Here is a 13,163-nt window from a genome sequence, read left to right as displayed (position 1 = left end):
AACACTGGGAGACGAAACATGAAATCCATTCTTCTTCACGTCGATGGCGATCGTTGCATGGAAGCCCGCCTTCAGGTTGCCCTGGACCTTGCCCGCGCTTCGGGCGGACATATCACCTGCCTTCAGGCGGTCAGTTACGAGGTGTTTGCGCCGGGCGACTTTTACGGTTCGGCCATGGCCGCCGCGATGCCGCGCATCAAGGAAGCCGCCGAGGAACTGCGCCGCGAGATCGAAACCGACCTCGCCAACGAAGACGTCGCTTGGGAATGGCGCTTTCTCTACGGCATGGCCGAACAACGCCTGCTTGAACAATCCGCGCTGCATGACATCATCATCGTCGGCCCGCACGACGTTGGCGAGGAAGGCTCGCGCGGCCCTTCGTCGATGGTCGGCCAGCTCGCCATTCATGCGCCCGTCCCCGTCCTTGTGGTGCCGGGCGATACCAAGAAATTCGAAGTCACCGCCCCGGTTCTGATCGGGTGGAACGGATCGCCCGAAGCGGCAACCGCGCTTCGCATGGCGCTGCCAATTCTTGCAAAGTCTTCTCAGGTGTACATCGCCTGCGTTGCCGAGAAGAACGAGAAAAGCTTCTACGATTTCCCCCCGACCGAGGCCGCAATCTATCTCAGCCGCCACGGTATCGAGGCCGAGGTCATCTCCATTCCCAAAGGCGATGCGAAGATTGCCGACACCCTGTTTTCGGCAGCCCAGATGCGCGATTGCGGAATGATCGTGATGGGCGCTTATGGCCACTCGCGCCTTGCCGAAATGCTGCTCGGCGGGGTGACCCGCCGGATGCTGAGCGAGCCGCAGACCCCCATTCTGCTCGGCCGCTAAGCGAGGGCGGCTGGGGTCAGGTTCCGTAAAGGAACATATTGACTGTCAGCCGCCCTTTACGCGGATCATCGCTCAGCGCGTCAGGGTTCGGAATGATGCCGGAATGCAAGCATCGCCCGCGATAAAGCGCGACCCTGTCCACCTGCGCCTCTACCGCGCCGATCTGTTCGAAACGCTCGCTGTCGCCTGCCGGGTATCCCGGTTCGACCGGTCCAAATTCGCGGTCGTCTTCTTCAAGTGCGGCTGCATAGGCGGCTTCGCGTTCAGGGGTGATCCTCTCAAAACCGGTGCGGCGGTGGCGGTAAAATGCGGTGCCGCCGCTCTCAGGCGCGTCCAGATAGTGCATCAAAGCCACCCGACCCGGATCGGAATGATCGTGATGCGGAATGCTTTGGCGAGCGTTTAGGTCGTGCGGGGCGAGGCTCACGATGGAGAATGCGGCGACCTCGCACTGGATCGAACGCGACAGGCCGAAGACGCGCGTCATGACCTGCATCATAAGGTCGCGCCTGATATCGAGATAGGATGGGTCGGCGGGCGCACGCCGCCCCGGATAATCGACCCCGGCGGGATAGTATTGCGAGCGATATCCCAGATCGCGCAGGCGCTCTGGCTGGCCTGTGAAGTTGTCGATGATGACAAGCGGCTCGCGCTCTTCGCCGATCGTTTCGACCGTGACCCTGGCTTCAGGCAATTGCATCCACCACCCCTAGCGCCATTCGTCCGAGAAATCATGCCTAAGCAGCCATCGGCTCCCCTGCGGACGCGCGAGTCGCGCAATGTTCGATTGGCTCCGCATACGAAAGTTACAACTCCGCTGAGCCGTATCGCTTTCGATTCCACTTCGATTCAATCGCTTGAGCAAGGCACCCGCATTCGCGGTTTACGCGGGCTGGTCACAGTAGCACACTGTCCGCCTTGGGGGATCAAAGCACGGGCACATCGCTGCCTGCGCGATTGGTTAGAAGGGGCCGCGGAGCGACACGCGGTCCCTTCGCCTAGTCTCAGGCCAGACCCTATCCCCCCGCGTGATAGAAATCGTAGATCTTGCGCGCGACCGCATCGCTGACGCCGAGTGCGCGTTGCAGGTCTTCGAGCGCGGCTGCGCGCACTTTCGACGCCGTCCCGAAATGGAGAAGCAGCGCGCGCTTCCTTGCCGGGCCGATACCGGGAATTTCGTCGAGCGGGCTGGCCGTGATCGCCTTGGACCGCTTTGCACGGTGCGCGCCGATGACATAGCGGTGCACTTCGTCGCGCAGGCGCTGCGCGTAGAACAGGACCGGCGAATTGGTCGGCAGGGTCTTTTCGCGGCCATCGGGGAAGTGAAACACTTCGCGCCCCTCGCGCCCGTGATGCGGGCCCTTGGCGATACCGACGACCGCCACTTCGTCCGCGATGCCCAGTTCCCCAAGCACCTCCATCACCGATGAAACCTGCCCTTTGCCCCCGTCGATCAGGACGAGGTCTGGCCAGATGGTCTCGTGGCTGTTCTTCTTGCCGCTTTCTCCATCGGGATTTTCGGCAAGGTTGCGGAAGCGGCGTCGCATCACTTCGCGCATCATGCTGAAATCGTCATTGGTCTGCGCCTCGCGGATGTTGAACTTGCGATATTGCGATTTCTCGAAGCCTTCGGGGCTGGCGACCACCATCGCGCCCACAGCCTTCGCGCCCTGAATGTGGCTGTTATCGTAAACTTCGATCCGCTCAGGCGGCTCGCCCAGCTCAAGGAATTCGGCAAGCTCGCGGTTGACCTTGGCCTTGGTCCCGGTCTCCGCCAGCCGCCGGTCGAGAGCGTCCACGGCATTGCGGCTCGCCTGCGCCATCAGCTTGCGCCGGTCGCCGCGTTGCGGGATGGATATCTGGACCTTCTTGTCGGCAAGCTCGGTAAGAGCGGCTTCCATCAACTCGCCTTCGGGCAGGTCGCGGTCGACCAGCACCATGGGCGGCGGGGGCACCTCTTCGTAGAATTGCAGCATGACGTTCGCGAGGACCTGATCTTCCTCAACGTCCTTGATATGGCTGGGGAAGAATGCGCGATGCCCCCAATTCTGTCCGCCGCGAATAAAGAAGGCCTGCACGCAGATCTGGCCACCCTTGGCCGCGAGCGCGAAGACATCGGCATCGCCAACGGCCTTGGCATTGATGGCCTGCGATCCTTGAATGAAAGTCGCCGCGCGCAGCCTGTCGCGCAGGATCGCTGCGGTTTCGAAGTCGAGCTCTTCGGCGGCCTTCGCCATCTGCTTTTCGAGGTCGGCCTGGACCTGCGAAGACTTCCCCGCGAGGAAATCCTTCGCCTGCCCGACCAGCGCGTCATAATCATCCCCGCTGATCCGTCCGACACACGGGGCAGAGCACCTCTTGATCTGATAGAGCAGGCACGGGCGGTCGCGGTTGCTGAAGAAGCTGTCGGTGCAGCTTCGCAGCAGGAACAGTTTCTGAAGCGCGTTCAGCGTCGTATTGACGCTCCCCGCGCTTGCGAACGGGCCGTAGTAATTGCCCTTGGCGCGCCTTGCCCCGCGATGTTTGTGGATGCGCGGAAATTCGTGATCGGCGCGCAGCAGAATGAAGGGGAAGCTCTTGTCGTCGCGCAGCAGCACGTTGAACGGAGGGCGAAAGCGCTTGATCAATTGCGCTTCCAGGAGCAGCGCCTCGGCTTCTGAATTGGTGGTGACGATCTCCATGCTGCGGCACTGCGAAACCATCCGCATCAGCCGCGTGGTCAGCCCATTGATCTGCGTGTAATTCGCGACCCGCGCCTTCAGGCTGCGCGCCTTGCCGACATAAAGCACGTCACCGCGCGCGTCACACATTCGGTACACTCCCGGCACCGGCTTCAGCGTCTTCACCGTCTCGCGGATTGCCTCGACCCCGGCCTCGAGATTGGGCTGGGCGCGCGCGACGGTGGAGGCCGCGCGAGCTTCATCGAAGCGCCCGGCCCCGCGCGGGTCGTGGGGAGATCCAGCCTTGGTCTTGGACATGGGCGCACAGATAGTAGGCTTTGGCAGGGGATGGAAGACGCGCCTTCGCACTTCCCCGGACCCTTCGAAAAGGTAATTCACCGCAGTTAAAGCACAGTAAAGCGCACACTGTTCCGAATGTCGGATCAATACAATCACAGTAGCATGAAGAAGAGATAGTCGAGTCGATATATAAAAAAGCTAACGGGTTGCCTACTGTTTAACTAACAAGGGGGCAAATAATGGCTGACCGCGACCATCATGGAATGAAACCGCTGGAGGGGCTCACCCCCTATTGCAGCGTGAAAAAGTACGGCCACGAAAACGAAGGCGGTCAGCGCGACGACCGGTTCGGTCGGATGTTCCCGCATCTCAGCCCGGCCTACACCAATCCCGCAATTCTATCTGCCATCGGCGCAAAAGGCGGCCCAATGGATGGCGGCGCGAAGAACGATCGCACCGACACCGTGCCGGTCGGCATGATCTTTTTCGGACAGTTCGTCGATCATGACATCACGCTTGATGCGAGCACCACCTTCGACACCGTCGTCGACAATCCGGGCGAGATCGCCAATGTGCGCACGCCGACGCTCGACCTCGATTGCATCTACGGGCTTGGTCCCGAGGCGCAGCCTTACCTTTACGAGAATGGCGGCACCTTTGGCGGCGTGAAGCTGCTCACCGGGGCCGACAATCCGGGTCAGGCAGGCCTTGCCGAGCACGATTTGCTGCGCGCTCCCAATGGCCGCGCGATCATCGGCGACCCGCGCAATGACGAGAACCGGATCATCAGCCAGATCCAACTGGCGATCACCCGGTTCCACAATCACGTAGCCGACACGCTTCATGGCGAAACGGGTCTTGAGGGCCACGACCTTTATGAAATCGCCCGGCAACAGACCACGTGGCATTACCAGTGGGCGCTGGTGAACGACTTCCTGACAGCTATGTGCGGCGTTCCGGTTGTTGAGCGGATCCTTGGCTGCGGTCGCAAGCATTATTGCGGCCCCGCTCCTTTCATCCCGATCGAGTTTTCGGTCGCCGCCTATCGCTTCGGCCACTCGATGATCCCGATGAAGGTCCAGACCCGCAAGGGCGAGAGCGCGCTTGAGCTGTTCGGGGCGCTGCTGGGTCAGGGCTTTGATGCGGTGGGCGATCCCAGGGCGGTGGTCGACTGGCACGAATTGCTGTTCACGCCTGAAAACCGCTCGGTCGAACGCGCGCAAAAGCTCGATACAAAGCTTGCAGGCGACCTGCTTGCCCTACCCTTCATTGCGCCCCCTGCCGAAAACTCGCTCGCGACGCGCAACCTGCTGCGCGGCAACACCTTCCTCCTTCCCGGCGGCGAGAAGATTGCAGAGGCCATCGGTTGCGACGAGGCGACGATCAAGAAAGTGGTCAAGAAGGTAGCGGACGTGAACGGCGACCTGGGCGCGGACGGCATCCCGCTTTGGCTCTACCTCCTTGCTGAAGCCGAAGTGATTGGCCGCGCAGAGGCGAATGGCAGCGACAAGGAAGGCGAAGCGCTCGGCCCCGTAGGTGCGACGATCGTAGCCGAAGTCATCATCGGACTGCTTGAGCTTGACGACCACTCCTATCTCGGCGCGAACCGCAATTGGTCCCCGCGCGAGGAGTGGAACACTCTCGGCAAGCTTGTCACGGTTGCTCAGCCCGCGCTTCCCGCGGTCTGACACTTGTCCCGGGAGAGGGGAGGTCGGCACCAAACCCCGGTGTGTCGGCTTCCCCTCGTTTGGCGCCTTTATCCTCTAACGGCGATTGGCAAGCGCCCCGCACGCGCCTACGGGCGTGGCGGTGAAGCATTACGACGTCATAATCCTTGGAGCCGGCGCCGCTGGCCTGATGTGCGCTGCAAGAGCGGGCCAATCCGGCAAGCGCGTGGCGGTCCTCGAAAAGGCTGACCGGCCCGGAAAGAAGATCCTGATTTCGGGCGGCGGGCGCTGCAATTTTACCAATATCGACGCCGGGCCTGCGAATTACCTGTCTGCCAATCCGCATTTCGCCAAATCTGCGCTGGCGCGCTACACGCCCCAGGACTTCATCGACCTTGTCGACGCCCACGGTATTGCGTGGCACGAAAAGACGCTGGGCCAGCTGTTTTGCGACGGATCGGCCAAGCAGATCGTGCAGATGTTGCTCGATGAATGTCCCGAAAGCGTCGACGTCATATGCAACGCCGATGTGAGCGCGGTTGTGAAGGACAGTGAAGATTTCGCTGTATCAGCATCGGGCGAAAACTACGCAGCCCCCGCCCTGGTCATTGCGACCGGTGGCCCTTCCATCCCGAAAATGGGCGCAACCGGTTTTGCCTACGACCTCGCCCGCCAGTTCGGCCTCAAGGTGGTCGAGCCGCGCCCCGCTCTCGTCCCGCTCACGCTGGGCGGCGACGATGTCCTGTTTCGCGAGCTGTCCGGCGTCTCCGCGCCTGTGCGGGCTCGCGCGGGCAAGACGGTCTTCGATGAAGCGGCGCTGTTCACGCATAATGGGCTGTCGGGCCCGGCCATCCTGCAAATCTCATCCTATTGGCGCCATGGCGAGGAGGTCGGGATCACATTCGTCCCGCAAGCCGATGGTGAATGGCTGATCGAACTCAAACGCGACCGCCCGCGCGCAAGCGTGAAAAGCGTGCTTCGCGAACACCTGCCCGACAGGCTCGCCGATGCGCTGGCGGACCGGATCGGGATTGAGCGCGAGCTTGGCAATGTCTCGGACAAGGAACTGCGCAAGGCGGGCGAACAGCTGGCAGACTGGCGCTTTACCCCGAGCGGAACCGAGGGCTTCGCCAAGGCGGAAGTCACCATCGGCGGCATCTCGACCTCCGAATTGTCGAGCAAGACGATGGAGGCAAAGAAAGTCCCCGGCCTTTATGCGATCGGGGAAGCGGTCGATGTGACCGGGTGGCTTGGCGGCTACAACTTCCAGTGGGCCTGGGCGAGCGGCGTGGCCGCAGGCGACGCTTTGGCCTGAGCGCTGGCGTCAACTTCGGCATCGAGCAGCAACGCAATAAAATTTCACAGATTGTGACAAGTGCGCCACTTCACGGGCGCGTAAGGTTGTCACGCAGATGAAACGTGCCTACCAATCGTCAAAGAGCTCGATAACGGGCCGGATGGGACAGCCCTCGCCAACTTCGTGCGAGGAGATGGAGAGGCAGCTTGCGTCAATTGCAGGGCATGGATTCATCGTTCGTCGCGATGGAATCACCGAATTCGCCGATGCACATCGGCAGCGTCCTCATCTACAATCCGGAAACCGCGCCCGGCGGCTTTGTCCGCTTCAAGGATATCCTGAATTTCATCGAGAACCGGCTGCAGCTGTCCACCACCATGCGCCAGCGTCTGGTCCGCGTGCCGTTCGACCTTGATTATCCCTATTGGGTCGAGGATCCCAATTTCGATCTTGAATACCACGTCCGTCACGTCGCCCTGCCCAAGCCGGGCGACTGGCGGCAATTGTGCATTCAGGCCGCGCGCATCCACGCCCGCCCGCTCGATCTCAGCCGTCCGCCATGGGAGTTTACCGTGGTCGAAGGGCTCGACAATGTTCGCGGCTATCCCGAGGGTTGCTTCGCTTTCGTCACAAAGGTCCATCACGCCGCGATCGACGGGATGAGCGGGATCGACCTGATGGAGGCAACGCATACGACAACGCCCACAACAACGCCCCCGAACAAGCCCGACGACTGGAAGCCGGAAAAAATCCCCGGCCCGGTCGAACTGCTGGGCAAGAGCTATTTCAACGCGCTGCTCAACCCGCTCAAGCAGGCCCAGGTTGCAGCGCAGGCGGTTCCGGGCGTTGCGAGCGCGATCAAGGGTTTGGTTTCGCGCGATTTCAAGCTGACGAGCGACATCGTCCCGCCGCGCACCCGCTTCAACAAGAGCATTTCACCGCACCGCGTAATCGAAGGGCGCACTTTTGACCTTGGCGAGTTCAAGTCGATCCGCGCTCTGCTGCCGGAGGCCAAAGTCAACGACGTTGCGCTCGCTGTCGTGGGCGGTGCGCTCAACAAATATCTTACTGCCAAGAACGATCTGCCCAAGTCGACAATGACCGCGATGGCACCGATTTCGGTGCGCTCTACCGATGAGAAAGGCGACATGGGCAACCAGGTCGCAGCCATGATCGCGCCGCTCGGATCGCATATTGCCGACCCTAAGGAACGGCTCGAATACGTTTTCAAGCAGACCAGCAATTCCAAGGCGATGACCAACGCATTGGGCGCGCGCACCATGACCGAAGTGAGCAAGGTCAATCCGCTGCTCTACATGGCACTGGGCGCGCAATTGTTCAGCCGGGTTAGCCTCGCTCACAAGGTGGCGATGCCGTTCAACACGGTGGTCACGAATGTTCCCGGTCCGCCCGTTCACATCTATTCGAGCGGCGCCCGGATGGAGAGCATGGCGCTCTCGCTCATCTGCCTGACCGACGGGCTTGGCCTTGCGCATGTCGTGCAATCCTATGTCGATGAGGCCTATATCAGCTTCACCGCCTGCCGCGACATCCTGCCCGATCCGGAATTCTACTCGCAGTGCATTCAGGACAGCTTCGATGAGATGCTGGCCGCGGCAAAGGCGCTGGACGCGGGTCCGAAGGCAAAGGCCCCCGCCCGCAAAACGGCAGCAAAGCCCGCAGCCAAGAAGACAACGCGCGCCGCCCCGGCGAAGAAGGCGCCAGCCAAAAAGGCGGCAACCACTTCGACCGCCAAGACGGCGAAGCGCAAACCCAAGCCCACGACAAAGAAGATCGAGAGCAAACCGGCCAAATAGAGACTACCCAAGTTTTCGCGGGATCATAACAATAACAAGTGCGTACCGCATAAGACCATAACGGGCGCACAAGCAGGAGAAAACATATGGCGAGCATCGCCCCCAGCCAATCCGGGTTTGCCGGAGCTCCGCAGCTACGGACAGCGCAGCCGCCCAACCGGCTCTGGACCCTGACCGAAGGGCGCGCGATGGGCGAATTCGCCGCCTTCTATGCCGCGCTCCCCGCCATGCGGATGCTGCCACGCGGCGATGGGCATTCAGTGATGTTCCTGCCCGGCTTCATGGCCTCGAACCGTTCGACCGTGCCGATGCGCCGCCTGTTCACCGATCTCAATTACGATGCACATGGGTGGGAATCGGGCCGCAACGTGCGCGTCAACGAAGCGACGGTCATGAAGATGGAGAACCAGCTGACGCGGCTCTTCAAGACTTCAGGTCGCAAGGTGTCGCTGATCGGGTGGAGCCTCGGCGGTGTGCTTGCGCGTGAACTTGCCAAGCTTCATCCCGAAAAGGTGCGCCTCGTCGCGAGCCTCGGCAGCCCGCTTTCCAACGATCGCGGCCATTCTTCGGCCAAGCGGCTGTTCGAACTGCTTAACGGGACGCAGCCCAAGGTCATCCAGAGAGGCAAGTTCGACGAGCTTCACATCGCCCCGCCTGTCCCGACGACTTCGATCCTGACCAAGACCGATGGCGTGGTCCACTGGCGCGCGAGCGTGCAGGAAGAAGGCGATCACCCGAGTGAGAACATCGTGGTCCACGCAAGCCATCTCGGCCTTGGAGTGAACCCGTCGGTGATGGTCGCGCTGGCGGACCGGCTCTCGCAAAATGAAGGCGGATGGCAGCCCTTTTCGCCCTCGCTTTTCCAGCGCTGGCTGTTCCCGAAGCTGAGCGTGAACTAAGCGCGAGGCTCGCTTCGCTTCGGGATTAAAACAGCTTTCGGATGTCGACGCCGACAAATCGGCCCACAGGGTCGATCAGGAAGGGTTGGAAGTTGATCGGCGTCTCGCCGTTGCTGTCGATCACCTGCCGCTGAGCATCGAAGACGTTGTCGGCGCGCAGGGATATGCGCAGGTTCTTCAGCACCTCACTTTCGCTTTTGAACACCTCGTCGATATTCGCAAAAACGCGCAGGTCGAAGGTTGCGAGATCGCCGAAGAACAGGTCGGCCGACCCCGGCTGGCCCGTACCGTCAAGCCGGGTTGATCCGGTGTAACGCCCCGAGAGCCGCATCCCTACGCCAGAGCCGAAGATGCCCGCCTCAAGCCGCGATGAATGACGCGGTAGTCCAAACGCGCCCGTTCCCTGACCATCGAGCTGATCCAGCGGCGCAAGGCCCGGCGCGATCAGGATCTCGTTTTCCAGCTCAATCGTGTGGTTGAGCGACACAAAATAGCGGAAACCCTGGAAACTGCGGCGCGCAAGCGGATTGAAGCCGCCCGGAGGACCGCCGCCTCCTGCACTCGCGCCCTGACCGCCTCCTTGTCCGCCTTCACCGCCCTGGCAAAAACGACCGCGAAGCTGCGCAATGCGTTCGTCGGAGATGTTCCCATCTTCATCGCGCAACCGGTCGAGCATCGGCCCTGCCATGGCCGGATCGAAACCGGGTAGCTCATCCGAGACGTCCTCGCCTGCGTCAATGCGGGCGATCAGGTCCTTGATCCGTTCGGCACCATCTTGCGCACAGGCGATCGCGCGGAAGGCAGCAAAGCCTTCGCGGCGTCCACCACCCGGCGCGCCCGGAGATCCGCCCTCGCCGCTCCCGCTGCTTGCCCCTGGCCCCATGCTCGCCGGGTCGAAACTGCAAATCCGGGTGCGGGCCTGCGCAAGTCGCTCAGGATCGATCTCGCCGTCTTCGCCGCGCACACGGTCGAGCAGGCGCGCAAAACGCTGTGCATCGAAACCGGGAACGATCGTGGAAGGGTCCTCCCCATTGGCAACAGCATCGGCAAGCCGGGTCAGCACTTCGAGACCATCATCGGCGCAGATCCGTTCCCGGAATTGCATGAAGGCCTCGCGCTGCTCCGCGCTGGGCGGTCCGCCACCATTACCGGGACCGCGAGCGCCTTGGGGCGGTCCGCCGGAGCCTAAACCCGAAGCCTGCGGCGGACGCCCACGCTGCGGTCCGCCTCCACCACCGGGAGGCCCACCGCGCTGCTCACCAGCGCCTATGCTACCCCGGAAAAACAGGCTGAATTGCAAGCGATCCGCGCGCGTCTCGGCAAAGGTTACCGCACGGCGGTCGACCGAAACAATCTGCCCACCGCCATCGCGGATGACGCGGCCCGGAAACGCCGCCTCTATCTCAGGCGTGATCTGCGGGAAGCCTGCGATCACGTCATCCGAACGGTTGCGAATGTATTCAACCGTAAAGCGCGTGCCTGACCAGAATGGAAGCTCCCAGTTGGCCGCGAACTTCCAGTCACGCTGTGTTTCGGCGAGCAAGTCCGGGTTGCCGCCCGTGATGACGGTCGCAAGCACGGTTTCGCCATTGGTGAAATCGAAGACGGGCGTATTCAGGTTGACGACCTGAGGATTACCCAGCGCGCCCAGACCCGGTGCGACTTCGCGCACAATATAGGTCGCGGAAAGGTCGAGATTGTCGAACGGCGCCCAGGTCAGGCCGAGAGTGTAATCTCCCAACGTGCCGAAATCGGAGATATCGTCGATCCCGATCTGCGCGTTCAGGGTAAAGCTACCAAGTGCATCCGCGAACCCGTTCCGGCGGCTCGTGATCGGAACCACGAAATTGGCACCGGTTGTGAGCACGCGGCGGGTCAGGCCGATATCGTTCAGCGAGCGCGTGTCTTCGCTTTCGATCCTTTGCCAGTTCCCTCCCCCATCGAATGTCGCCAGAAGCTCTCCGCCCGGCAAGTTGGCGATGGGACCGCGCAGGGTCGTCAGCGTCTCGCCCGAGATAGAGCGTGTGAATGCAGTGTCGAACCCGGCATCGGCGCTCGTCGGCAAAGCGCCGTCGAGTGCCAGAGTCCCGGCAAGCGCGTCGGCCTGAAGCCCAGAAACATCGAAGCGTTGATCGATGTCCTGCGTCGTTTCCGAAAGGTTTGCATCGAAAGTGGTGGTCAGCTGAAAAGCGCGAACAGGTTTGTTGAGCGAGCCGGAAATCGAGGCGCTGTCGCTCGACGTGATCTGTTCGAGCGGGTTTTCCGCTCCGAAGGTGCGCAGCGCGCTGTTACCGTCCGCATCGGTCAGCGTAACCGTGTTCAGACCGCGCAAAGAGCGGCGATCGCTGCGGTTGTAATTTGCGTTGGCCGAAAGCGAGATACCGCTGTCGATCAGCGCTTTGGCATAGCTGACATTGGCCTGAAGCCCGCGCGCATCGGCGACGAGGCTGCGAAATTCGGCCTGATCGGGATCGCCCGCCACGTCGGACGTCGAACCCGGCGTCTGGATGATGTCCCGCTCGTCTTCGGTCAGGAGCGAATTGTCCGATGCCTCAAAGTTGAAATTGATCCGCGCGCCATCGGCGATCTGGAGGAAACCCAGCTCCTGCTCGCGCTGGTAATATCCGCCGCGCGTGGGGCCTTCGAATTCGAACTCCACCTCTGCGTTTCGGTAATTGTCCTTGAGGATCAGGTTGATAACCCGGCGATCAGGCGGAAAACCAAAACGCTGTGCGGTCTCTTCGGGGAAGACCTCGACCCGCTCAAGCGCCTCGGGAGGATAGTTTGCAAACTCGCGAAAAGAGCCGACGCGGATACCGTTGATGAGAATGACGGGCCGACCGCCATCGCCTCTGCCACGCGCCGAACCGGTCTGGTTGGTGATCTGCGTGATGAGGTCGGCAATCGAGGTCACGCCCTCGGCAGCAATGGCCTCGGTATCAAGCTCAAGCAGCGGCGCCTGTTCGACGTCAAGCTGTCCACGAAGGCGGTTGCCGGAGACGATGATCTCGCCCGATCCGGTACCAAACTCCTCACCCGATTGACGTTCGCGTTGATCGGGTGAGCCCGCTTGCTCCTCAGCGGAAGGGGCCTGCTCTTCGGTACTCGTGTCCTGAGCCGAAAGCGGGGCGGCTGCAAATGCTACAGAGCTTACCCCCGCCAGAAGGGCGGTGCGGGATAGGGGAGTGAGGATCATCGAGGCCCTTTTGAGCGGATTCTTGCGAGCGGCAAGCGGCTGAATTGTATCAAAGTGCAACGCGAGCAACGCAAGAAAGGTCCGTCTGGATGCAACAAACCGCCCCGTGCGCCCGCGCGCGTGTGACCGCCCGGTAACGCCTCGCTCTTCCCTTTTCGTGCTTCCATCGCTAAATGGCCCGCGCAGAACGACCAACTGCACGGCGAACGACCTTTCGCCGACAATCAGAAACGCAAGGAATTACATGGCCAAGGAAGAACTTCTCGAAATGCGCGGGCGCGTCGTCGAGCTGCTGCCCAATGCGATGTTCCGGGTAGAGCTTGAAAACGGCCATGAAGTGCTGGGTCACACGGCGGGCAAGATGCGCAAGAACCGCATCCGCGTGCTTGTGGGTGACGAAGTGCTTTGCGAACTGACGCCGTATGACCTCACCAAGGCGCGCATCACCTATCGCTTCATGCCGGGCCGCGGCGGTCCCGGACCTCAGTAA

9 protein-coding genes are annotated in these 13,163 nt (G+C 61.7%); 6 read left to right on the top strand and 3 right to left on the bottom strand.

All coding sequences use genetic code 11. The features are described from left to right. Nucleotides 1-18: 18 nt before the first annotated feature. On the top strand, nucleotides 19-837 hold the full coding sequence (locus CD351_RS07015) for a universal stress protein (protein WP_111991932.1): 819 nt from the start codon (nucleotides 19-21) through the stop codon (nucleotides 835-837). A 16-nt stretch (nucleotides 838-853) separates the two neighbouring features. Here the strand turns inward: CD351_RS07015 and CD351_RS07010 are convergent, their stop codons facing one another. Together CD351_RS07010 and uvrC are read right to left on the bottom strand one after the other, a co-directional pair. Next, nucleotides 854-1,537, bottom strand: coding sequence for a DUF6445 family protein (locus CD351_RS07010; RefSeq protein WP_111991931.1), 684 nt, complete (start codon nucleotides 1,535-1,537; stop codon nucleotides 854-856). A 316-nt stretch (nucleotides 1,538-1,853) separates the two neighbouring features. Further along, nucleotides 1,854-3,815, bottom strand: a complete 1,962-nt coding sequence (gene uvrC / locus CD351_RS07005; RefSeq protein WP_111991930.1) for an excinuclease ABC subunit UvrC — start codon at nucleotides 3,813-3,815, stop codon at nucleotides 1,854-1,856. Nucleotides 3,816-4,036: 221 nt separating this feature from the next. Between uvrC and CD351_RS07000 the strand changes: the two genes are divergently transcribed. From CD351_RS07000 to CD351_RS06985, 4 genes are all read left to right on the top strand, one after another. Continuing rightward, nucleotides 4,037-5,485, top strand: coding sequence for a heme peroxidase family protein (locus tag CD351_RS07000; RefSeq protein ID WP_234027268.1), 1,449 nt, complete (start codon nucleotides 4,037-4,039; stop codon nucleotides 5,483-5,485). 169 nt (nucleotides 5,486-5,654) lie between these two features. Then, nucleotides 5,655-6,779 carry an NAD(P)/FAD-dependent oxidoreductase gene (locus tag CD351_RS06995; RefSeq protein WP_234027289.1) on the top strand — a complete coding sequence of 375 codons (1,125 nt, stop codon included), beginning with the start codon at nucleotides 5,655-5,657 and terminating at the stop codon, nucleotides 6,777-6,779. Nucleotides 6,780-6,967: 188 nt separating this feature from the next. Next, complete coding sequence (locus CD351_RS06990) at nucleotides 6,968-8,578, top strand: wax ester/triacylglycerol synthase family O-acyltransferase (RefSeq protein ID WP_234027267.1); 1,611 nt, start codon at nucleotides 6,968-6,970, stop codon at nucleotides 8,576-8,578. Between the two features lie 86 nt (nucleotides 8,579-8,664). Then, nucleotides 8,665-9,477, top strand: a complete 813-nt coding sequence (locus tag CD351_RS06985) for a triacylglycerol lipase (RefSeq protein WP_111991927.1) — start codon at nucleotides 8,665-8,667, stop codon at nucleotides 9,475-9,477. 25 nt (nucleotides 9,478-9,502) lie between these two features. Here the strand turns inward: CD351_RS06985 and CD351_RS06980 are convergent, their stop codons facing one another. Beyond that, the gene (locus CD351_RS06980; RefSeq protein WP_162627646.1) at nucleotides 9,503-12,673 is read right to left on the bottom strand and encodes a hypothetical protein; all 3,171 of its coding nucleotides are present in this window, start codon (nucleotides 12,671-12,673) and stop codon (nucleotides 9,503-9,505) included. A 244-nt stretch (nucleotides 12,674-12,917) separates the two neighbouring features. Between CD351_RS06980 and infA the strand changes: the two genes are divergently transcribed. Next, on the top strand, nucleotides 12,918-13,163 hold the full coding sequence (gene infA / locus CD351_RS06975; RefSeq protein WP_007163491.1) for a translation initiation factor IF-1: 246 nt from the start codon (nucleotides 12,918-12,920) through the stop codon (nucleotides 13,161-13,163).

The sequence above is a fragment of the Erythrobacter sp. KY5 genome (assembly GCF_003264115.1).
Lineage (GTDB): Bacteria > Pseudomonadota > Alphaproteobacteria > Sphingomonadales > Sphingomonadaceae > Erythrobacter.
Note: the sequence above shows the minus strand (reverse complement) of the source record. Positions and strands in the feature narration are given on the sequence as shown.